This is a genomic window from Thermoanaerobacterium sp. PSU-2, from assembly GCF_002102475.1.
Classification (GTDB): Bacteria; Bacillota; Thermoanaerobacteria; order Thermoanaerobacterales; family Thermoanaerobacteraceae; genus Thermoanaerobacterium.
On the sequence record NZ_MSQD01000006.1, the window covers coordinates 115,406 to 138,354 of the forward strand.

General features: G+C 36.2%; 25 protein-coding genes, 1 tRNA gene and 1 riboswitch. Of the genes, 2 read left to right on the forward strand and 24 right to left on the reverse strand.

What is annotated here, in order from left to right:
* Positions 1 to 10: 10 nt before the first annotated feature.
* From radC to BVF91_RS06660, 14 genes are all read right to left on the reverse strand, one after another.
* Positions 11 to 715 carry a RadC family protein gene (radC, locus tag BVF91_RS06595; protein ID WP_085112660.1) on the reverse strand — a complete coding sequence of 235 codons (705 nt, stop codon included), beginning with the start codon at positions 713 to 715 and terminating at the stop codon, positions 11 to 13.
* A gap of 11 nt (positions 716 to 726) precedes the next feature.
* Positions 727 to 1,302, reverse strand: a complete 576-nt coding sequence (locus BVF91_RS06600; RefSeq protein ID WP_085112661.1) for a Maf family protein — start codon at positions 1,300 to 1,302, stop codon at positions 727 to 729.
* A 30-nt stretch (positions 1,303 to 1,332) separates the two neighbouring features.
* Positions 1,333 to 1,584, reverse strand: a complete 252-nt coding sequence (locus BVF91_RS06605) for a DUF4321 domain-containing protein (RefSeq protein ID WP_085112662.1) — start codon at positions 1,582 to 1,584, stop codon at positions 1,333 to 1,335.
* Between the two features lie 151 nt (positions 1,585 to 1,735).
* Positions 1,736 to 3,481 (reverse strand): NADH-dependent [FeFe] hydrogenase, group A6, encoded by a 1,746-nt coding sequence (locus BVF91_RS06610; protein ID WP_085112663.1) that lies wholly within the window; start codon positions 3,479 to 3,481, stop codon positions 1,736 to 1,738.
* A gap of 20 nt (positions 3,482 to 3,501) precedes the next feature.
* Positions 3,502 to 5,292 carry an NADH-quinone oxidoreductase subunit NuoF gene (nuoF, locus tag BVF91_RS06615; protein ID WP_085112664.1) on the reverse strand — a complete coding sequence of 597 codons (1,791 nt, stop codon included), beginning with the start codon at positions 5,290 to 5,292 and terminating at the stop codon, positions 3,502 to 3,504.
* 13 nt (positions 5,293 to 5,305) lie between these two features.
* A complete protein-coding gene (locus BVF91_RS06620) occupies positions 5,306 to 5,671 on the reverse strand; it encodes a (2Fe-2S) ferredoxin domain-containing protein (protein ID WP_014758971.1) in 366 nt (121 codons plus the stop codon).
* A 2-nt stretch (positions 5,672 to 5,673) separates the two neighbouring features.
* Positions 5,674 to 6,219, reverse strand: a complete 546-nt coding sequence (locus BVF91_RS06625; RefSeq protein ID WP_085112665.1) for an ATP-binding protein — start codon at positions 6,217 to 6,219, stop codon at positions 5,674 to 5,676.
* Positions 6,220 to 6,221: 2 nt separating this feature from the next.
* Positions 6,222 to 6,704 carry an NADH-quinone oxidoreductase subunit NuoE family protein gene (locus BVF91_RS06630; RefSeq protein ID WP_014758973.1) on the reverse strand — a complete coding sequence of 161 codons (483 nt, stop codon included), beginning with the start codon at positions 6,702 to 6,704 and terminating at the stop codon, positions 6,222 to 6,224.
* A 142-nt stretch (positions 6,705 to 6,846) separates the two neighbouring features.
* Entirely contained in the window at positions 6,847 to 7,542 is a 696-nt protein-coding gene (locus tag BVF91_RS06635; RefSeq protein ID WP_085112666.1) for a PHP domain-containing protein, read from the reverse strand.
* Positions 7,539 to 7,868, reverse strand: coding sequence for a DRTGG domain-containing protein (locus BVF91_RS06640; RefSeq protein ID WP_085112667.1), 330 nt, complete (start codon positions 7,866 to 7,868; stop codon positions 7,539 to 7,541). Before BVF91_RS06640 ends, BVF91_RS06635 begins: the two co-directional genes overlap by 4 nt.
* Entirely contained in the window at positions 7,865 to 9,175 is a 1,311-nt protein-coding gene (locus BVF91_RS06645; protein ID WP_085112668.1) for a [Fe-Fe] hydrogenase large subunit C-terminal domain-containing protein, read from the reverse strand. The genes BVF91_RS06640 and BVF91_RS06645 overlap by 4 nt, the downstream gene beginning before the upstream one ends.
* 21 nt (positions 9,176 to 9,196) lie before the next feature.
* Positions 9,197 to 9,616: an ATP-binding protein gene (locus tag BVF91_RS06650; protein ID WP_085112669.1), complete on the reverse strand. Its 420-nt coding sequence runs from the start codon at positions 9,614 to 9,616 to the stop codon at positions 9,197 to 9,199.
* A gap of 2 nt (positions 9,617 to 9,618) precedes the next feature.
* Positions 9,619 to 9,972 carry a DRTGG domain-containing protein gene (locus BVF91_RS06655; RefSeq protein ID WP_085112670.1) on the reverse strand — a complete coding sequence of 118 codons (354 nt, stop codon included), beginning with the start codon at positions 9,970 to 9,972 and terminating at the stop codon, positions 9,619 to 9,621.
* An 11-nt stretch (positions 9,973 to 9,983) separates the two neighbouring features.
* Positions 9,984 to 10,775, reverse strand: a complete 792-nt coding sequence (locus BVF91_RS06660; protein ID WP_085112671.1) for an SPOR domain-containing protein — start codon at positions 10,773 to 10,775, stop codon at positions 9,984 to 9,986.
* A 150-nt stretch (positions 10,776 to 10,925) separates the two neighbouring features.
* Here BVF91_RS06660 and BVF91_RS06665 point away from each other — a divergent pair, with 150 nt between their 5' ends.
* A complete protein-coding gene (locus BVF91_RS06665; RefSeq protein ID WP_085112672.1) occupies positions 10,926 to 11,513 on the forward strand; it encodes a lytic transglycosylase domain-containing protein in 588 nt (195 codons plus the stop codon).
* Positions 11,514 to 11,533: 20 nt separating this feature from the next.
* Here BVF91_RS06665 and typA read toward each other — a convergent pair whose 3' ends face one another.
* Both typA and BVF91_RS06675 read right to left on the reverse strand, forming a co-directional pair.
* The gene (gene typA / locus BVF91_RS06670; protein ID WP_085112673.1) at positions 11,534 to 13,357 is read right to left on the reverse strand and encodes a translational GTPase TypA; all 1,824 of its coding nucleotides are present in this window, start codon (positions 13,355 to 13,357) and stop codon (positions 11,534 to 11,536) included.
* Positions 13,358 to 13,504: 147 nt separating this feature from the next.
* Positions 13,505 to 14,200, reverse strand: a complete 696-nt coding sequence (locus tag BVF91_RS06675; RefSeq protein WP_085112674.1) for a C40 family peptidase — start codon at positions 14,198 to 14,200, stop codon at positions 13,505 to 13,507.
* Between the two features lie 3 nt (positions 14,201 to 14,203).
* A riboswitch (cyclic di-AMP (ydaO/yuaA leader) is annotated at positions 14,204 to 14,334 on the reverse strand.
* Positions 14,335 to 14,522: 188 nt separating this feature from the next.
* Here BVF91_RS06675 and BVF91_RS06680 point away from each other — a divergent pair.
* The gene (locus tag BVF91_RS06680) at positions 14,523 to 15,443 is read left to right on the forward strand and encodes an AEC family transporter (RefSeq protein ID WP_085112675.1); all 921 of its coding nucleotides are present in this window, start codon (positions 14,523 to 14,525) and stop codon (positions 15,441 to 15,443) included.
* Between the two features lie 48 nt (positions 15,444 to 15,491).
* Here the strand turns inward: BVF91_RS06680 and BVF91_RS06685 are convergent.
* From BVF91_RS06685 to BVF91_RS06720, 8 genes are all read right to left on the reverse strand, one after another.
* Positions 15,492 to 15,576, reverse strand: a tRNA-Leu gene (locus BVF91_RS06685).
* Positions 15,577 to 15,694: 118 nt separating this feature from the next.
* Entirely contained in the window at positions 15,695 to 16,729 is a 1,035-nt protein-coding gene (locus BVF91_RS06690) for a nicotinate phosphoribosyltransferase (RefSeq protein WP_085112676.1), read from the reverse strand.
* 18 nt (positions 16,730 to 16,747) lie between these two features.
* Positions 16,748 to 17,197, reverse strand: coding sequence for a DUF441 domain-containing protein (locus BVF91_RS06695; protein ID WP_085112677.1), 450 nt, complete (start codon positions 17,195 to 17,197; stop codon positions 16,748 to 16,750).
* A 40-nt stretch (positions 17,198 to 17,237) separates the two neighbouring features.
* Positions 17,238 to 17,792: a lytic transglycosylase domain-containing protein gene (locus BVF91_RS06700; protein WP_085112678.1), complete on the reverse strand. Its 555-nt coding sequence runs from the start codon at positions 17,790 to 17,792 to the stop codon at positions 17,238 to 17,240.
* Between the two features lie 19 nt (positions 17,793 to 17,811).
* Positions 17,812 to 18,408, reverse strand: a complete 597-nt coding sequence (coaE, locus tag BVF91_RS06705; RefSeq protein WP_085112679.1) for a dephospho-CoA kinase — start codon at positions 18,406 to 18,408, stop codon at positions 17,812 to 17,814.
* 47 nt (positions 18,409 to 18,455) lie between these two features.
* On the reverse strand, positions 18,456 to 21,059 hold the full coding sequence (polA, locus tag BVF91_RS06710) for a DNA polymerase I (RefSeq protein WP_085112680.1): 2,604 nt from the start codon (positions 21,057 to 21,059) through the stop codon (positions 18,456 to 18,458).
* Between the two features lie 70 nt (positions 21,060 to 21,129).
* On the reverse strand, positions 21,130 to 22,302 hold the full coding sequence (locus BVF91_RS06715) for a DUF4349 domain-containing protein (RefSeq protein ID WP_085112681.1): 1,173 nt from the start codon (positions 22,300 to 22,302) through the stop codon (positions 21,130 to 21,132).
* Positions 22,302 to 22,859 (reverse strand): RNA polymerase sigma factor, encoded by a 558-nt coding sequence (locus BVF91_RS06720; protein ID WP_085112682.1) that lies wholly within the window; start codon positions 22,857 to 22,859, stop codon positions 22,302 to 22,304. Before BVF91_RS06720 ends, BVF91_RS06715 begins: the two co-directional genes overlap by 1 nt.
* Positions 22,860 to 22,949: the final 90 nt, after the last annotated feature.

Consider the following 22,949-nt stretch of genomic DNA (forward strand, 5'->3'; position numbering starts at 1 on the left):
AACTCCTTCCTTATTTATCAAAATCATAATAGCCTTTTTCTTTTAAACTTATACCTATTCCATCACCAATAATAATGTGATCTAATACTTTTATTCCTATTAAATTGCCACCTTTATAAATCCTATCTGATACTTCTACATCTTCTCTACTGGGAGTGGGATCACCGCTTGGATGATTGTGAACCATTATTATAGAAGACGCTGACCTTTCGATAGCAGCTTTAAATACCTCTCGCGGATGAACTATAGAAGTATTTAAACTCCCTATTGAAACAGTGTCAACAGCAATTACCTTATTTTTTACATTAAGCAAAACCACTTTAAAGTGCTCTTTATTTAAGTATCTCATTTCATCCATAAGCAAACTTATCACGTCGTCAGGTTTCTTTATGATATAACCGTCACTGTAACCTGCAAGGGCTATCCTGCGCCCCAGCTCAATAGCAGCCTTAATTTTTGCGGCTTTTGCCAATCCTATGCCTTTTATCTCTGAAAGCCTTTCGACACCTGTGTCTAACAGATATTTAAGCCCGTGGCCTTCGCTTAAAAGCCTTTGTGACAGCATTATAGCACTTTCATCTTTATTTCCCGTCCCTATAATTATAGCCATTAGTTCGGCGTTTGACAATACAGATGGCCCGTACTTTATAAGTCTTTCTCGTGGTCTATCATCTTCTGGCAAATCTTTAATCGTTACGCGAGATTCCTCTCCCATACATTACCCCCCTAAAGCAAATGCACGTTAAATTCTCTCGATAAAATATCATGTAACTTCGATATAGGAAGCCCTACTACATTGTAGTAGTCGCCATTTATCTTATCAACAATAAGCGAGCCATAACCTTGTATGGCATATGAACCTGCTTTATCAATGTACTCACCTTTTTCTATATAACTAAAGATCATTTCATCGCTTAAACTTTTGATGTAAACATCTGTCTTTTCATATTCTGTAACTATTTTATTCTGTTTCAATGATATGACTGTAACACCAGTATAGACTTGATGCCATCGCCCTGACAACACCTTTAGCATATTAAATGCATCACTTTTATCTTTAGGTTTACCAAGGACAATTCCATCAGCAAAAACTACTGTATCAGCTCCTATAATTAAAAAATCACCACTTAATTTTTCTGCGACGAATGATGCTTTTTTTCTGGATAAATCCATGACAATCTTCTCTGGTTCTTTTTCATCTGTCACTTCTTCTACGTCACTTATCATTACAGAAAAATCCACACCAATATTTGATAGTATTTCTTTTCTCCTGGGTGAACCAGATGCAAGTACAATTTCCATATCTGCATACTCCACTTTTGGTTTTATCTGTTATCTTATCTTGTAATACGAAAATATAGCAATTATAAGTCCTATTACAGTTCCCAAGTTGAACCTAAAAGCCAACAGGAACGATACTTTTATAAAATTTAGGTCGATATTTATTGGACTGTTCATTCCTATCATCTGTTGGTACGAAAAAGCATGAACGTACTTAGCAAGAAAGTCTCCAACAAATCCACCAAAAAGAAGACCTACTAAAAGCAAAAAGCACAACGTACCAATTCCCTTGCTTCTCTTCATCTTCCCACTCCTTCTGTTTATTTTCTCCCAAATCACTTATTTTAAAACTTTTCCTTTTAATTATAACATAAATATCTTGTATTTCGACATAATCTAATCTTTTTTTAATATGTTATTTATGGCAAAAAAAAATCTCCCTAAAGGGAGATTTTTAATCATTCATGGGATAAAGATCTTTCTTGCTATAGGTTGTATGAAGCAAATGATGCGATTTTTCCCCCAATGGGCTTATTAAGAATTCTTCGTACAACTTTGTTATCATTGGATTTTTGTGAGACTTTCTAATCGGCAAGTCTTTATCTGCTTCATATATAGCTTTTAATCTACTTTTCCTTACCAAATCTTTTTCATTTGGATTGTGTATAGGCTGTCCACCGCCCATTATGCAGCCGCCAGGACATCCCATGACTTCTATGAAATGATACTCTGCTTCGCCGCTCTTTATCTTATCTAAGAGTTTCTTAGCATTTCCTGTACCATTTGCTACAGCTATTTTTATTTCTTTTCCGCCTATATCAATTTTTGCTTCTTTTATTCCTTCCAATCCTCTTACTTCTTCGTACTCAAAATTCTCAATATCCTTGCCTTCAACTATATCTGCAACAGTTCTTAAAGCCGCTTCCATAACACCGCCTGTAGCGCCAAATATGACACCAGCACCAGATGATTCGCCAAGCGGATTGTCGTATTCGCTGTCAGGCAAATTGACAAAGTCTATACCTGACTGTTTTATCATGCGAGCAAGCTCTCTCGTCGTCAAAACAGCATCCACATCTTTCATGCCGTCTACTATCATTTGAGGTCTGTCTATCTCATACTTCTTGGCAGTGCACGGCATAATTGATACGACGAAGATATCCTTTGGATCTATACCTTCTTTTTCTGCAAAATAACTCTTTATTATTGCACCCATCATCATGTGAGGTGATTTGCAAGTGGAAAGATTGTCTATAAATTCAGGATAATACCTCTCACAATAGTTTATCCATCCAGGGCTACAGGATGTTATCATAGGAAGCTTGCCGCCTTCGTTAAGCCTCTTTAAAAGTTCATTGCCTTCTTCTATTATAGTTAAATCTGCAGCAAAGTCTGTGTCAAATACTTTGTCAAATCCAAGCCTTTTTAAAGCTGACACCATTTTACCTGTGACTATTGAACCATAAGGCATTCCAAACTCTTCGCCAAGTGCAACTCTCACAGCAGGCGCTGTCTGAACCACAACGTATTTCTTCTCATCCAAAAGCGCATCGTAAACCATCTTCGTATGGTCTTTTTCGTATATTGCTCCAACAGGGCATGCCTCTATACACTGTCCACAGCTAATACATGGTGATTCATTTAGACCTCTGCCAAATGACGGTGCAACGATAGTCTTAAATCCTCTGTTGACCATGCCTATGGCGAAAACATTCTGCACATTGTTGCAGGTAGCAACACACCTTCTGCACAATACGCATTTATTAGGATCTCTTACGATGGAAGGAGACGACTCATCTTTTTGATATTTTATATTTTCGCCCATAAACCTTATTTCATCTATGCCAAACTTTCTGCTTAAATCTTGCAACTCACAGTTTCCGCTTCTTACACATGTAAGACAGCTTCTGTCGTGTGCAGACAGTATAAGCTCTAAATTAGATCTCCTTGCCTCTCTTACACGAGGAGTATTCGTGTATATTTCCATTCCGTCGCTTACAGGATAGACACAAGATGCCTGTAAATTTCTAACGCCTTTTATCTCAACAACGCATAGCCTGCAAGCACCTATTTCGTTTATCTCTTCAAGGTAGCATAATGTCGGAATCTCGATGTTTGCGTATTTTGCAGCTTGCAATACTGTATAGTTAGCAGGTACTTCTGCAGGAATTCCATCAATAGTTATTCGAACTTTATCCATGTTTTGCACTCCTTTCATTACTATTTCTTGTATATAGCATCAAACGGACATTTATCCATACATGTTCCACATTTTATGCATTTATCTTGATCTATTACATGAGGCTGCTTTATTTTTCCAGATATAGCGTTTGTAGGACAATTCTTAGCGCATATGCCGCATCCTTTACATTTATCTGGATCAATTCTAAATTTCAGAAGTGCCTGGCAAACACCTGCAGGACATCTTTTCTCCTTTATATGTGCCTCATATTCATCTCTAAAATATCTTATAGTAGAAAGAACAGGGTTAGGAGCTGTTTGGCCTAATCCACACAAAGAAGACGCCTTAATGGAATTAGCAAGAGTTTCAAGTTTCTCAATATCTCCTTCTTCGCCTTTTCCTGATGTTATCTTATTAAGCAGTTCCAACATTCTTCTCGTACCTATGCGGCATGGTGAGCATTTGCCACATGACTCATCAACAGTAAATTCCAAGAAGAATTTTGCGATATCAACCATACAGTTGTCTTCGTCCATTACGATAAGTCCACCTGAACCCATCATGGAACCGATATTAAGAAGTGAATCATAGTCAATAGGTGTATCTAAATGCTCTGCAGGAATACATCCACCAGATGGTCCACCCGTCTGGGCTGCCTTAAATTTCTTGCCATTTGGTATACCGCCACCTATTTCAAATATGATCTCTCTTAGCGTTGTACCCATCGGTATTTCTACCAGACCAGTATTGTTGATCTTTCCACCAAGAGCAAATACCTTTGTGCCTTTAGACTTTTCAGTGCCTATACTTGCAAACCATTCAGCACCATTCAATATTATCGCAGGAATATTTGCATAAGTTTCAACGTTATTTATAATAGTCGGTTTTTCCCACACGCCTTTTACAGCAGGAAATGGAGGCCTTGGCCTTGGCTCACCGCGTTTTCCCATGACAGAATTTAAAAGTGCAGTCTCTTCACCGCAGACAAAAGCACCTGCTCCAAGCCTTATCTCTATATCAAAGTCAAACCCAGTATTGAAAATATTTTTACCTAAAAGTCCGTACTCTCTTGCTTGATCTATAGCAATTTGAAGCCTCTTTACTGCAAGAGGATATTCAGCCCTTACATAAATATAACCATGGTTAGCACCAATTGCATATCCTGCTATAGCCATAGCTTCCAAAACGCTGTGAGGATCTCCCTCTAATACGCTTCTATCCATGAAGGCACCAGGATCACCTTCGTCAGCATTGCAAACGACGTACTTAGGCGTCTCTTTTTGGTTGTAAGCAAATTCCCACTTTATACCTGTAGGGAAGCCACCGCCACCTCTACCTCTTAATCCTGACTTTTTGATTTCCGCTATAACTTGCTCTGGAGTCATCTCAGTCAACACTTTTGCCAATGCTTTATAGACATCAAATGCAATTGCCTCTTTTATATCCTCTGGGTTTATAAGTCCACAGTTTCTTAAAGCAACTCTCTGCTGTTTCTTGAAAAATGCTGTTTCCTCTAAAGGCTTAATTCCTTCCTCTGTGACGCTTTCTCCGTAAAGATACTTTTTAACAACTCTTCCTTTTAAAAGGTGTTCTTCCACGATTTCTGGAACATATTCTTCTTTGACGCGGCTGTAAAACACGCCTTCTGGATACACGACAACAACCGGGCCCAATTCGCACAGTCCAAAGCATCCAGTTCTTACAACCTGAACCTCTTTGTCTAAACCTTTATTTGCAATCTCTTCTTCAAAGCATTTTGCTATTCTATCTGAATTTGACGATGTACATCCAGTACCACCGCACACCATAACATGTGATCTATATAACATCTACAGCCCTCCTTTATTCAACACTACTAATAGTCCATTCTTTAATCGGATGTCCATTAACTACATGTTCCGCAACTATCTGCCTTGCCTTGTTTTCATCAACCTTTATATACGTAACTTTTTCTTGTCCTGGAACATAAACATCCACCATAGGTTCATATTTGCACATGCCAATACAACCAGTCTCAGCAACAACCACATCCGTAATATTTCTTTTGCCAAGCTCATCCAATATAGCCATCATAACAGGCCTTGCACCAGCGGCTATGCCGCATGTAGCCATGCCGACAGTGATCCTTATGCCATTCCGATCTTTACGAAGATTTACCTTTTCCAATGTCTCTTTTCTTATCTTTTCTAATTCCTCTATAGATTTCATATTTACACCTCCATGACACAATTTATGTTTTCTTCAAGATACTCAATTAACCACTGCAATACAGAAGGCTCTGTAATCTTTACGCCGTTTAGCAATTTTTTAATATCCAAAGTATTAAATGAAAATTTTCTACCATCTGATATAATTTCAAACAAAACGTCAACATCACTATCAGAGACTATAAGCGAAATTAAAGTAGAAGGTATATCGCCAATTGGAATCAAATCGATACTTGAAAGTTTAAAAGTCCCTTCCACATAAGTGCCAACGCCCTTTTGAGACTTTATTTTTGCATCTCCGCCGCATTGAAGGGCTAATTCTTTAAAAAATGGCAAACCTAATCCGACTTTTCGCTCTTTCCTCGTTGTTGTAAATGGATCAAAAGCTTTCTCTAAAAGTTCTTCGTCCATTCCACATCCGTCGTCTTCAATACTTAAACGCATAAAATCCTTTTTATGATCAATTTCTAACTTGATCGATATATTTTTTGCACCGGCTTTTATGCTATTTTGAGCAATATCTAAAATGTAAAGCGACAACTCTTTCATATCTAGTCAAATTTCTTCAATATATCTTCAACATCGTCAGGTGTCAATCTGCCAAAAACTTCTCCGTTTATCATCATTACAGGTGCAAGACCGCAAGCGCCTAAACAACGAGTGGCTTCAAGAGAAAACTTGCCATCACCTGTCACATCACCTACGCTTATGCCAAGCTTCTCTTTTAATTTGTCAAGAACCATCGCGGAACCTTTTACGTAACAAGCAGTACCAAGGCAAACACCGATTTTGTACTTCCCGGACGGTTTTAATGTGAAGCGGGAGTAAAAAGTCGCAATGCCAAATATCTCTGTCAACGGTACATTCATTTCTTCTGAAATAAATTGCTGAACCTCTATAGGCAAATAGCCAAATATTTCTTGAGCTTCATTCATGACAGCAATTAAAGAACCGTCTGTATCTTTCAACTGGTCTATAACTTTTTTTAACTTGTTTATATTTTCTTCACTGAATTTTTCGTAGATTGCCTGCATCTAATACCCTCCTTTTAAAAAAATCTTTAAAATTGCAAAATAGGACATAATTATTATACCATATGTTAATTATTTTTTTAACAGGTAAAAATAAAAATTTTTTTATTTTCTGATAAATCCCGACTAATTTGATATGTTTTCTTTACTTGCACATCCAGTCAACTACCATATCCAAGTCATCTAAATCAAAGCAATTTACCCTTTCGCTTATATGTCCTAAATGATGAGCATCAGAAGAAGTGAGCACTTTATACTTTTTTATACATTCATCTACAATGCGATTGTCAATCGATGTCGAAGACACTTCGACAGTTTTAAGATTTGGTATATCTGGTATAAAACCGAGATTTGAAATGATGCTGTAAGAAGTGCGATTTATGTGAGCAGGCACAACAGCACCAATGCCATCCATCATTCTAAAGATTTCATCAACAGAAAAGCTGCTGGAAGATAGAAGCAGCTTTTCTGCTTCATCCACAATATTGTCGTCTTTATCCATAATCAATTGATTTCCAAAAAGATATTTGTTATTTTTTACGCAGTCTAAGCTGTTATAAATCATTTCGCCAAAATTCAAACAGTCAAGAATATCAAAAAAATAACATAACACATGAACTTCTTCCTTTGTCTGAACTTCTATGCCTGGTATAAACTTTATTCCCTTTTGCCGGCATAATTCATGGACGGCTTCTACATTTTTAGTTGAATTGTGATCTGTCAAAGATATTACATCAAGCCCTTTTATTAAAGCCATATTGACGATATTATTAGGCGTCATATCATCGTCGGCACATGGCGATAATGATGAATGAATATGCAAGTCATAGTAAAACTTCATTTAATCATCTCGCTCAATTTAATCGCTGCTTCATATGAACTGCCATTAAACGCTATAACAGGTATGTTCTCATCATCAGCCTTTTCTTTAGCATTTTCATCAAGTTTTTCGCCTTCACAGATGATGATGCAGCTTATCTCTGTCATAACAGCAACCGCAATCACATTCACATGCGTCTGAATCGTCACCCATGCACTTCCACTTTTCACATGTGACATAACAAAGCTTAATAAATCACACACATAGACATTGCTTACTTCCTTTTCTATGCCTCCCTCACCCGCTACCAAGGTAAATTCATGGCTTAATATATCCTTTACTTTCAAGGTTTTACCTCCTTATCACTGCCTATTACAGGCGGAATTTTAATAGAAAGCTTGTTTATTTCTTCTGCCAGTATTTTTATCCTGTCTTTTAGTTTAAAGATACAATCATATTCGCTGGCAAATCCTTTTACTATATCTTCTGCAAGAGCTCTACACCCAGGAGAACCACAAGAACCGCAATCAAGTCCTGGCAAACTTTTGTAGATTTCATCAATTGAGTTCATCATGTCAATAGCTTTGTCTATGTCTTCATCTAAATTTAAGACATCGCTTTTTTTAAGTTTGACATTTAGCATAAACTCATTAAAATCAACTTCTATATATTTTTTTGTAGCTTCATCCTTGTTTAATTTTTCTTTCAATTTCATTATCCTGTTTCTAGCAACAAAATTATTTGCGACAGTCAAAGGTCCTCCTACACATCCACCAACACAAGCAAGACCTTCAAAAAAATCAATGTCGTCTAATTTTCCTAATTCAATATCCTCCAATACACCTATGACATTTTGAATTCCATCTACAAAAAGACAATTTTCCAATGATGTACCGTATGATTCACCGCCAGCATTTGCCCATCCGACGCCTATCATCGATGAAGTATGATCGATTTTCTTCTCAACAAATTTTCTTTTGTCTAATATCATGCTGTAGACATCCCTCATAGAGAAAACACCATTTATATACGACTTTTCAATGCCTATAGGATTTTTTACGCTAGTGACTTTTGCAGCACACGGCGATACGAAAAACACCCCTATTTCTTCATCTTTTAACCCTGTTTTCTTTTTAGCTTCATCTCTGGCAATCTTCCCAGCCACCTCAACAGGCGGCATTATGTCTAAAATGTTATCCATCAGCGAAGGAAATCTCTGTTGAATAAGCCGGACAATAGCAGGACATGCGGATGATATAATAGGTCTTTTGTAATCTTTCGTCTTTACTATATTCCTCGTTATATACGATACGATGTCAGCAGCATAAGCAACCTCAAAAACTTCGTCAAACCCGCATGACTGCAAAGATGTCAGTATGTCACCTATTGTCATGTCTTTAAATTGTCCGTAAAGAGAAGGCGCAGGAAGAGCGATTTTATACTTGTAATTTTCCATCATGCCTATATCATCTGTCACCACGACTTTAGCATGATAAGGACACACCCTTACGCACTCTCCACAGTCAATACATTTCTCTTTTATTATCTTTGCCTTTCCGTCTCTTACACGTATCGCCTCAGTAGGACATCTTTTTATACAATTGGTACAACCTTTGCATCTATCTCTATCAAGAGTCACAGAATGAAAATACATTGAAAACAACCACCTTAGAATTTAAAAATTAATCGTCATTACGATCTTCGTTCCGCTTTCATCGTGATTAACTATTTCCATAGTGTCGGCATTTCGCTTCATGTTTGGAAGACCCATTCCTGCGCCAAATCCCATCTCAATCACCTCTTTTGGCGCTGTGGAATATCCTTCTTTCATAGCCAGCTCTAAATCTTTTATGCCAGGGCCTGTATCCTCAGCAATTATCACAATCTTGTCAGAATATATTTCAAAATGCATCTTGCCTCCGTAAGAATGAATGACTATATTCATCTCGGCTTCATAAGCTGCAATTGATGCCCTTCTAACTATGTCAGATGGTATTGAAAGCATAAGCAGCGTCTTTCGGAACTTGCTTGACGATTCTCCTGCGGATGAAAAATCTCTTGCTTTGACATCAAAATCCATTGTATACGGCTTCACAATTAAAATTCACTCCCACAATTAAGTCCATTTTTATATAAAAGACCACAAGCGATAAAAAGCGGATAATCTGTCTTCATAATTACTATCGATGCGGAATCTGCCATTTTTAAGATCTCAGGTCCAGGCTTTTTACCTCTCACAAAGACGATGCACACTATATCGCCTAAGACCTCCGCTGTCCTAACAACTTGAACATTTGTAAGTCCTGTTAAAAGCAGAGATTTTTCATCTTTTGAAGCCAAAACATCGCTCATCAAGTCTGCACCACATGCCGTGTTTACTTCTTCAGATAATCTATCATGGCCGCAAAGCACTTCCGCATTTAATATTTCTTTCACTTCCTCAAGTTTCATGCTACACTCCCCTATTTTAAAGAACTCATGCTGTCATAATACTGTTTTATGGAATCCATAAGAAGCTTCTGAGTTAACCTGTAAGCATTTCCGTCATTTAATTCAAACGATGTCTTTATATCGCTAAAATTGTTTAAAATTTGACTATTAATCGCCTTTGTATCATCTAAAATCTTTTTTAAATTTTCATCTATATTTATATTATAAGTCATATTGCTATACTTTTTAAAGTACTTTTCTGTATCATCAATATCTTTTTCGCTGACAGTTCCAAAAGCTATTTTATACGAAAGCTGTGATAAATGTGACAAACTGTTTAAAAAAACATTTAACCTATCAATTACTTCCTTTACATTCTTTTCTGAATTTTTTTCATAATATACCTGATAAACAGGTCCATAGTACAAAGCCACAGATGAATTAATGCCACTTTTATTAAGCTTTAAGCTGAAATCATCGGCATCTTTTTTGTCCATAAATTGTCCCAAACACAAAATATAATTTTCACCATCTTTAAGGATTTCTCCGTAGATCCCTTTCATGGTAAGCAAATTCAAATTATATGAAGCATCTTTTTCATCGCTGTACTGGCCTATTTTTACAACGTAATAATTAAACTGTGGCACTTTCACAGAATAAGAATAAACATTTTTTTCAGACAGCTTAGCCAGATATGGCTTTATAGCATACTGAGAAATTGCAAATCCTATTCCGATAGATGCTACTATTGATAAAGCCAATAGCAATATAACCCTTTTAAAACCTAATCTTGCATTTTTCTTGTTTTCTTCATCTGTATACACATAAATCACCTAATTATATATTCTACACCGATCACTAAAATCCTTTTTACAAATCATTCATTATTTGAGACTATATTCTCATTTTTTAAAACGAAAAAGGATTTTTAAATTTTATGTCGAATTATAAAAAATATGAGGAGGTTTTTGAAAATGGACTATGTAGATTCGATCATCGAAAGCAGATTTAGCGATATACAATCGCGATTGCCTGTAAAAATAAACCTCGTGGATAAAAGCAATTCATTTCAGAACATCTTAAATGAATTGATAAGCGAAAGCACCACTTCAACTGAAGATATAAAATCAGAAACAATTGATTTTAATAATAAAACGCCAGATATGACTGGCGTATCAAAAGACAAAATAGAAAGCTATATAGATGAGGCTTCAAAAAAATACGGCGTCAGCAAGGATTTGATAGATGCTGTCATAAAAGCCGAATCAGACTACAATCCTTATGCTGTATCAAGTGCAGGCGCAATGGGCCTAATGCAGTTAATGCCGTCAACAGCTCAGTATTTAGGTGTGACAAATCCTTTTAACCCAGAAGAAAATATCGATGGTGGGACAAAACTGCTGAGCCAATTGCTTAATAAATACAACAATACCGCATTGGCTTTAGCAGCATACAACGCAGGAGAAGAATCCGTAAATAAATACAACGGCATACCACCCTATGAAGAAACCGTAAACTACATAAGCAAAATACTGAATGATACATCCGATGGTTCAAAATAAAAAAGGGGGTCATACCCCTTTTATTGTTTATATTTAGCATTTTTATACCTTTGTTGCGAGCTTAATATCTTTTTTCTAAGTCTTATACTTTTAGGCGTAACTTCCACAAGCTCATCATTAGCGATGAATTCCAAAGCCTCTTCAAGAGACATCTCTCTTATAGGTGAAAGTCTTAATGCCTCATCTGCAGTAGCAGAGCGCAAATTAGTAACATGCTTTTTCTTACATACATTGACATCTATATCGTCACTTCTGGAGTTTTCACCAACTATCATGCCTTCGTACACTTCGACGCCTGGACCTACAAAAAGAGTTCCTCTTTCTTGTGCATTGTAAAGTCCATAAGTCGTTGTAGTGCCAGCTTCAAAAGCCACTAAAGACCCTCTCGATCTTGTAGGTATATCCCCTTTGTACGGTTCATAGTCATAGATTATAGATGTCATTATCCCATTTCCCTTGGTATCAGTAAGAAATTCAGAGCGATATCCTATGAGGCCTCTTGTCGGTATCTTAAATTTCAGCCTTAATGTACCAGGTTTTAAAGTGTGCATATCCATAAGCTCTCCTTTTCTTGAGCCCATCTTTTCCATGACTACACCCATGTAATCTTCTGGTATGTCAATAGTAACAAGCTCAATAGGTTCGTGCTTGACACCATTTATCTCCTTTATAATCACAGATGGCTTAGATACCTGAAGCTCATATCCTTCACGCCTCATAGTCTCTATCAAAATGGATAAATGCAGCTCGCCACGTCCAGACACCTTAAATGCTTCTGTCGTTTCTGTCTCCTCAACCCTTAATGCTACATTCGTTTCAAGCTCTTTAAAAAGCCTTTCTCTTAAATGCCTTGATGTTACGTATTTGCCTTCTCTACCTGCAAACGGACTCGTATTTACGCCAAATGTCATGGAAATGGTTGGCTCTTCTATTTCAACAAAATCTACAGCCTCTGGCTTTTCTGGGTCGGCTATCGTCTCTCCAATCTCAATGTCGCTTATACCTGATACAGCTACTATATCACCTAATTTAGCATCATCAACCTGCACCCTTTTCAAACCTTCATATTGATACAGATTGCTTAATTTAACATTTTGCAAAGACCCATCTCTCTTGCATATTGCCACATTTTCACCTGATACGATTTTACCTCTAACCACTTTTCCAATGGCGATTCTTCCAATGTAATCATCATAGTCAAGTGTGGTAACAATAAGCTGCAGTGGATCATCTATATTACCTTCTGGCGCCGGAATCTCTTTTAAGATAGTATCAAAAAGAGGACGCAAATCTACTGATTCATCCTTTAAACTTAACTTAGCAATGCCTTCTCTGGCAGAAGCATATACTACAGGAAAATCAATCTGATCATCATCAGCACCCAATTCAATAAAAAGATCAAGGACTTCATCGATGACTTCCTCTGGCCTTGCATCAGGTCTATCGATTTTGTTCACAACTACTATAGGTTTTAAATTAAGCTCTAAAGCCTTGCTTAATACAAATCTGGTCTGAGGCATTGGTCCTTCGAAAGCATCTACAAGCAATAATACACCATCAACCATTTTTAGTACCCGTTCTACCTCGCCGCCAAAATCAGCATGTCCAGGCGTATCGACTATGTTTATCTTTACACCATTGTACCTTATGGCAGTATTCTTCGAAAGAATAGTTATTCCTCTTTCTCTTTCCAATTCATTTGAATCCATTACTCTTTCTTCGACTTTCTCATTCTGTCTAAAAATGCCACTTTGCTTAAGCATTCCATCTACTAAAGTTGTTTTCCCATGATCAACATGCGCTATTATAGCTACATTCCTTATATCGTCCCTTACAAACCCCATTTAGGTTAACTCCTTCCATACAAATGCAAATTTTATACAATATATAATGATATATTAATATGCTTAAATAGTCAACAAACTATAAATATCACCTAAAAATGCATCAAAAAAAGACACATGAAAGTGCCTTTTTGTCTTTATGCATATTTACTGTATAACTCTTCTGGCTGTAGCATAATGAGCGCTGTAGTAGTCTTCATACAAAGAGCTTATCATGACTTTTCCAGCACCAGATGAAGCGTGCATAAACTGTCCATTTCCTATGTATATCCCAGCATGGTTTATTATGCTGCTCCCTAATGTCTTAAAAAACACCAAATCTCCAGGCTGCAAATTAGCTCTGTCAACGTACGTACCTACTGTAGCTTGATCATCAGCTACCCTCGGCAAAGTAATTCCGACGCTTTTAAAGACGTATTGAGTAAAACCGGAACAATCAAAACCCGATGGAGATTCACCACCGTAAACATACCTCGTTCCTAAAAACTCTTTTCCAAAGTCAATAAGCCTCGAGGCAATGCTTCTATCAACATCACCCCTTGACACCGTACTTGAAGACCTTAATGAAAGGTACTTGCCGTATATCCAGCCCACAGTTCCATCTGAAAGTTTTATGTTGTACCAGCCATTATCCTGTCCAATCACTGTAACCACATCGCTATAGTTTAACTGTGTAATAACCTTTGACGACAAGCTTCCGCCATTTCTGACATTTACACCGTTTCCAATGACAACGCCACTTCCCAGATCTGCTGCATAAATATGTGTAAGCATCGAAGAACCCACCATCGTCATACCGAAAACGGATACACCAAAAATAAATTTACCTAATTTGCTATTCATAGCTAATCTCCTTCCTTTTGCCTCCGGAGTTAGTTGACGGGTGCGGGATAGAAGGTACCCCTACTGCATATGGCAGATTAACCCCAAACATGAAAAATCCTCCGTACCTAAATAGGATTCGGCAAGATTGCTAATATGTACAAGTTTCTTTTATTTTATCAAAAACGACTAATAAAGTCAATGTTTTCATAATAATTTTTTAAGATTTTTTTAATAAACTCTTAATATATTTTATAAAAAATTTATAAATTTGTTACAATCTCTATAAACAAGCGGCTTATTGTAGTATAATTTTACTTGATGTACGAAAAGGAGGATATAAATGAGCCAAATAGTCATACTTCAAAAAATCGCAATAAGCATCATCATAATATTTTTTGGTTACGCAGTAAAGAAAATGAAATTTTTACCTGCGGAAACAGGAAAAGTCCTGAATAGTTTTATAATCTACATAACATTGCCTGCCAGCATCGCAAAAGTTTTCTTGACTACAAAAGTAAATACAAACTTATTCGTTTTGACATTATCAGGCTTTGCTTTTGGTTTCATCACTTTTATTATAGGCTTTTTAGCCTTTAGAAACGCAAATTTAAAAAGAGAAACAAAAGGTACTTTGATCATATCTCTCTGCGGATACAACATAGGTCTTTTTGCTTTCCCGTTTGTCCAACAAATCTATGGCAACAATGGTCTTTTGCACATCGCAATGTTTGACATGGGAAATTCATTTAATGTCTTTGGAATCGCATATATCGCTGCATACGCATTTTCTCAGAGTGATAAATTAGATCTGAAAAAAGTATTTAAAAAGATCTTGTACTTTGTACCTTTTGACACTTATATAATAGCCTTCCTTTTGAATATCATGGGTGTTAAATTCCCAAGTTTAATCGTCAACCTGGCAGAGCAAATTTCGATGCCGAATACAACATTAGCTTTGTTTGTAATAGGGTATTTTCTTGATTTTAATTTAGAAAAGGATGAAATTTTATCACTAGTTAAAGGACTTGCCATAAAATATGCGCCAGGCATAGCACTGTTTTTTGTCTTGCCTATGTTTTTCAATACTGCATCGATGACAATTAAAGCTATAATGTTAGGGACCATCATGCCGACAGCGCTTGTAGCAGTCATATATTCTGATGAGAGAAATCTAAACACCAAACTGGCATCGATCTTTATAACGACAACGACGATTGTTGCGATTGTATTCATGTCAATTATAATGGTAAAATGGCATTAAAAAAAGCCTTTTGAAAGGCTTTTTTATGTAAAATATTTATTTTCATTTTGGTGCGGAGGGCGGGACTTGAACCCGCACGGAAAACTCCATACGCCCCTCAAACGTACGCGTCTGCCTATTCCGCCACCCCCGCGTCACAATATCGTCAGCACATTAGTCATTATATAATGTTTTTTTGTTTGTGTCAATACCTTTTTGCATAAATTGCGATTCAGTAAATATTATATAGACAAGTATGAATTCATGCCTGTCTATATTATCCTTTTTAATTTTGCATTCTCTATCCTTCCAGGAATTCGGCCTCTTTTTGCAATAGGTTCTCCTTCTACTTCTTTAATATCCATCGTCATGTCTATAGGAGATGCATCTGATATATAGCTGCCAACGCCAAATGCATCTGCACCGCTTAATGCAAGCTCTTTTATCCTTTCTGGTGTAAGCCCACCAGACACAATGATCTTGACATTGTCAAATCCTTTTTGATTAAGCCTCTGCCTAAGCTCATACACAAGGCTTGCCGTTACGCCTCCTCTCTCAGACGGCGTATCCAATCTTATGCCATACAACCTATCTCCTAAAAATTCAGCCACCCTCAATGATTCTTCAATTTCATCTTTAAATGTATCTACTAAAATAGTTATTTTCTCATCTTTAGGCGTTATCTCACTGTAAGCTTTAGCTATAGTAAGAGTGTCGCCAGCTATCAGAAAAGCCGCATGTGGTACTGTCCCCTTTGGCTCGCGTCCTAAAAGCTTCGCGCCTAATATGCAACTGGCATCATCAGCGCCACCTATTAGTGCTGCCCTTTCCATGACAGGAGCCACTGCAGGATGCACATGTCTTGCACCAAAACAAAGTAAAGGCTTGTCTGGAATAACTTCTTTAAGCTCTCTTGCTGCAGTAGCCCATCCGCATGAACTTGCCAACATACCCAATATCACAGTTTCATACGTACCAAACTCGCTGTACGGTCCAATGATTCTCATAACAGTCTCTTTTGGTTCAAAAGTCTCTCCTTCATCTATAGACCACACTTCAATGTTTTTATCTTTTAAGACATTTTTTACTTCAGGCAACCCTGCAAAAACACCACTTTTTCTTGCAAATATCTCTGCCGTAACGACTTTCCCGTCTATTCCTAAATGCTTTAAAATATCTTGCGTCCTTAGAAAATAAACGTCTGTAGTCGCGCCATTTTTTATTTCGTCATGTGTGGCAGAAAAAAATTCCCTATCGCTACTCACCTTAACTTCCCTTAAGTCTTCAAGATGCTTTATAATTTTCATATGTATTCTTCTCCCTCTCTATAATCTAAATATCCTAAGTAAGATTGTCGTAATGCCAAGGGCTATCATTGGTCCAACCGGTGCTCCCTTAAAGAAGCTTACACCAATCACAGTACCCAGCAAAACACCTACAACACCATTTGTATCTACTTTCATGGCATTAAGGCCTATAGATGCCAATACAGCTACAATTATCCCAGCAATAACTGTAATAACCCCTTCCATGCTTTTTGCAGCATTTAAAAAATCATCAACTGATACTTTGCTCATTGCAAGAGGTGACAAGGCTCCCATAGTCAATACTATTATACCAAGATTCATGCCATTTTTCGATACAAATTGATTAATTATTTCCAAGTTCATAAGTTTAATAAAAAGAAGCATTAGAATAGCAGCCGCAACATTGTTGTTTTTTCCTATAATGCTGAAAAACAACATGATGGATAGAATCAAAACCCCAAAATCCATTTATGATCCCTCGCAACATAATGTTGTGCAATGTTTCAAACTATCTGTATAAATTTGTGTAAATCTTATAATACTTAAGCACCTTTTTAATGTACTTATCCGTCTCTGAAAAAGGCACTTTCTTGAGATTGCTGCCATTTTCCGAGTACCTCTTGTCTTTTAACCAATTTGAAACATTGCCACTTCCTCCATTATATGCGGCTACTGCCAAAGTGACATCATTATTAAATTGTTTTAAAAGGTATTTTAGATACCATGTTCCTATATTTATATTGTAATCTGGATTAAAAAGCATATTAACGCTAAAATTTTTAATGCCTATGTAATTAGCAACCCAAGTTCCTGTCTCAGGTATCACTTGCATAAGGCCTATAGCCCCTTTGCTTGAAACGCTGTCAGGATTAAAATTGCTTTCTGCCTTTATCATGGCAAAAATTAAATTAGGATCTACTCCATACTGATTTGAATAGAAGTACACCTGTTGACTGTATTTTTTAGGATATAATTGCTTTAGAAACCACTTTGTCTTAACTCCATATACCGTCAAGACAGTAATCGCTGCTACTATCACCAATATGACTTTTTTAAACTTCAATATAATACCTCCAGATGTTCTATTTTGAAAAGCGCCCCCACAACAGCTCAACTTGTCTTTTTATGGCATTAAAATCCTTGCAGTTATTAATTATAAAATCTGCGTACTTCATTTTGTCCTCTATAGACATCTGGCTTTTAATACGGTTCAGTGCGTCTTTATAGCTTAAATTGTCTCTTTTCATAAGCCTTCTAATCTGTGTCTTTTTATCAACAACCACAAGCCATACTTCATCTACCATATTAAAAAGCTTCATCTCAATTAACAATGCTGCATCAAGCACGATGGCTTTCTCTTTGCCTTTTTTTCTCTCTTCCTCTATTATATCTTTTATCCTTTTTATTATTTCCGGATGCGTAATTTCATTTAATTTATTCAATTTTTCTTTATCAGCAAAAACAAGGTTACCCAGTTTTCTCCGGTCTATCTCGCCATCTTTTCGCAAAATTTCTCTTCCAAACACACTTACTAATATATTATATGTGTCAGTACCCTTTATCATAATCTCTCTTGAAACTACATCCGCATCAATTATTACTGCTCCAAGGCTTTTTAATATGGATGAAACGGTGCTTTTCCCTGACGCTATTCCGCCTGTCAATCCGATTACCTTCACCATCGCACCTCCAATCTATATAATTTAAAAGTGTCCAAAAGACACTTTTATTTTGCATCATACCAATTTTTCCCTTGCCCTATATCTACGACCAAAGGAACTCTTAACTTTATGACATTTTCCATTATCGATTTTAAAAGCTCCTTGACTATTTCAATTTCATCAGGATGTGTGTCAATTATAAGCTCATCGTGCACCTGAAGAATGAGTCGCGATTTCAATCCTCTTTCCTTTAATTCATTGTACACTTTAACCATCGACATCTTTATTATATCCGCAGCACTGCCTTGAATAGGTGTATTCATCGCCATTCTCTCACCAAAAGACCTTTGGTTAAAATTTTTTGAATTGATTTCCGGTATGTATCTTCTCCTATTTAAGATTGTCGTAACATACCCATTTTCCTTTGCAAATTTGACTATTGAGTCGATGTAATTTTTGACGCCCTTGTACCTATCAAAATAATTATCTATGTATTCTTTCGCTTCTTTTCGCGATATCTTTAAGTCTTTAGACAAGCCGTAATCGCTTATACCATATACAATACCAAAATTGACAGCTTTTGCTCGCCTTCTCATTTCATTTGTCACTTCTTCTTTTGAAACCTTAAAAACTTCCGATGCCGTCCTCAAATGTATATCCTCATTGTTCAAAAATGACTCAATAAGTTTTTCGTCCTCAGAAAGGTGTGCAAGAACCCTAAGCTCAATTTGAGAATAATCAGCAGATATTATAAGCCCATCTTCATGGCTCGATACAAATGCCTTTCTTATTCTTCTGCCAAACTCTTCTCTTACAGGTATGTTCTGCAAATTAGGCTCTGTTGAACTAATTCTCCCTGTCGCAGCAACAGTTTGTTTGAACGTAGAATGAACCCTGTTATTTTCATCCATGATAGGAATGAAGCCATCTATGTACGTAGATTTAAGCTTCATAAGCTGTCTATATTCTATTATTTCTCCTACTATTTCGCTATATGGTATAAGCTCTGCAAGAACTTCCATATCAGTTGAATACCCTGTTTTAGTCTTTTTTATTGCTGGCAAATTTAATTTGTCAAACAAAAATTCTGACAACTGCTTTGTAGAATTAATATTAAATTCGTATCCAGCAACATCGTAAATATCTTTTACAATTTTATCTGTCTTTTCATCTATTTCTTTAGAAATACTTCTAAGTACATCCTTATCTAAAGTAAAGCCGTATACCTCCATAGATTTTAACACTTCAATAAGCGGAATTTCAACATTATTTAAAAGATCTTCCATATCCATCTCTCTTATAAACAACATGAGCTTATCTTTCAACTTGGATAAGTTTGCTGCGATTGAACACATATAATCAATTAAAAGCCTTTTATCAATATCGTCATAGTTCTTTTTATTTCTGCCCTTACCCACTATGTCATCTATGCTTTGCAAATCCTCTTTCAAGTATTTTTTCAATACCCGACTTATGTCATAATTTGACTCAGACGGATTTAAAAGATATGTCATTATGGCCGTATCGTAAATCTTGCAATTAATTTCAATGCCGCAGTATGAAATGTTCACCAAAAAATCTTTTAGATCGTGTCCTATCAAAGTAAGTTTCTCGTTATTAAGCAATTTAAAATTGTCATAATCATCAATCTCTACAAAAAATGATTCATCACCACAAGCAAACGATACTGCTTTTATCTTTCCCTCATATATGAACGGATACAGTGACAAAACATCAAACTTTTCCAAAACATTTTTAACGTATGTAAAATCTCTTACAGGCCATTCTCTAATATCCTTTGCATCACGACTATCGTCCTTTAAATCTGCAATGAGACTTGAAAATTCCAACTTTTCAAATAACTCTTTAAGCTTATTAACATCGTAATTTTTTACCACATATTCATTCAAATCAATATCAATAGGAACATTTCTTTCAATCGTAGCAAGCCGTTTGCTTAAAACAGCTAATTCTGCATTATTTTCTATATTTTCCTTTACTTTCCCTTTTAACTTATCTGTATTCATTAGTAAATTTTCAATTGATCCAAATTCCTTAATAAGCTTTATGGCCGTCTTTTCCCCTATATTTGGTACACCGGGAATATTGTCTGATTTATCTCCCATAAGCCCTTTTAGATCTATGAATTGAAGTGGCGTTACTTCGTACTTTTCAAAAACTGCCTTCTCATCATACTCGTCCATCTGTGTTATGCCTTTTTTGCATATTTTTACTTTTACGTTTGTCGATACAAGCTGAAGCGCATCTCTATCGCCTGTGACGATAAGCACATCCATCCCACTCTCCGATGCAATGTTTGATACTGTCCCGATGATGTCATCTGCTTCAAATCCCTCTATCTCGATGGTTTTTATATTAAACGCACTTATCACATCTTTCAGAGTATCCACCTGTTCTACAAGTTCCTCTGGCATCGACTGCCGAGTTCCTTTATAAGCACTGTACTCCTTGTGCCTAAATGTAGGGGCCTTTTTATCAAAAGCTATTGCTATGTAGTCCGGCTTCTCCTCATCCAGCAATTTAAGAAGCATCATTGAAAAACCGTATATTGCATTTGTATGCATTCCTTCACTATTCATCAAATCAGGCAGAGCAAAATATGCCCTGTACATCAAGCTATTACCATCTATGATCAAAAATTTCGACATACACTCACTCCTATTTAACTTCTTGTAATCTAATATACCGCAAAAAAAAGAGGATGTAAATTGTCCATGATTATTTTTTGAACAATCTATATCCTTTATATGCAAGATATATAAGCATTGCAAATGGCAATAGGTATATAATAATCACAATTACATACTTTATAAATTCGAAAAATACATTGAGGCTTTTTGCTCCTGCATTTAAAACATCTTTAAAAAAACTTTCATCAAAGATTTTACCTATCGCAGATTGAGGGACAACTGACAGGAAAGTTAAATTAATAGTGCTCATGTTTGTCATGCTATCCCACAGCTTTATCTGACTTTTGTACGAATCAATCTGGGTCTGCACATCATTTAATTTGTCTTCAATCTGCAGTATGTCTGAAATATTTGAAGCTTTTTTCATCAAGCTTTGTAGGCTTTCCTCTTGTATCTCTAAATTTTTTATTCGTGCTTGAACATCGTAATATTGCTCTGTAATATCGCTGCCGTTTATCCTTATTGTCTTGACATGGCCTAAAGACTTAATGTTTGATACGGCATACTCAAAATCATCAGCAGGAATCTTTAGCACGATGTTGATTGTCTTTTGTCCATTTTCTGAAGTATTTTCACTTGTACTTTCAATATACCCGTTGTACTGTTTGCTTATGTTTAAAATCTTGTCATAACCTTCATCTACTGAATTCGTCTCAATGGATATCACAGCATCTTTTGTTATTTTTCTCTCGTAGCCTGAGTCTAAGCCCCTATTTATCTGATTTAAACCATTGTAAACATCATTTTTCAGATTTGGCGCAGCTTCCTTTCCGCCTGTAGACGCCTCCGTTGAATAATTTGCAGCACTTTTCGTGTTTAAAAATGTCTCAGATGATCCTTTAAAAGCTCTATCATTTATATTATTCATCAAAAAATTAAATCCAAATGACAATACAAATATTGAAGTGATAACGGCAGCAGCAATTGCAAAAATCCCTTTCGGAGACCTTCGACGGTTATGCATGATATCCAATTTTTTCTTTTCTTCAACCAATTTACTATGCAATGTTTCGCCAAAATTATCTGGCAACTCTAAAGGAGGCATATTTTCCAAAAGCCTTTTTGTATATAGAAGCTCGTTGTACTCCAATCTGCATTCTTCGCATGAATCTAAATGTACCTGTATACTATTCATCGACTTTTCCTTTAGTTCTTCATCTATATATAGATTTAATAGCTTTTTGACTGTATAGCATTGCATCACACTTGCCTCCTTTCCTCAAAAACATTTATAAAGCCCGGAATCTTTTTGAGATTTTCTTTCAGGGCGCTTCTGGCTCTTGATATCCTGGACTTTACCGTGCCAATGTTTGAATTTGTTATCTTTGCTATTTCGTTATATGTAAGCCCTTCTATATCTCTAAGTATTATTGCGATCTTGTGATCATTTTTAAGCTTATTCAATTCATTCATGATTATTTCTCTGGTCATCTTGTCATCGAAAATATCTTCAGGCGTTTTAAAATCACCTATGTCATCCAATTGCTCTTCAACACTCTTTCTCTTCCTAATAAAATCAAGAGAAGTATTTACAGCGATCCTGTATAGCCACGTCTTAAACTCGCTTTTTCCTTTAAACTTTTTTATGTTTACAAACGCTTTGATAAACGTCTCCTGTGTTAAATCTAACGCATCTTCCTTGCTTCCAACGATCCTGTATATGACATTGTAAATGTAATTCTGATAAGATACTATAACATTTTCAAATGATTCAATATCTCCTTCCTGCGCTTTAAAAAGGAGCTGTCTTTCATCCAACAATAAAACCTCCCCTCGATATGATTTGACGAAAAAAGCAGTGATAAGTTCCAAACGATCTGTCATTTTTATTCTAACAGATTTATTAAT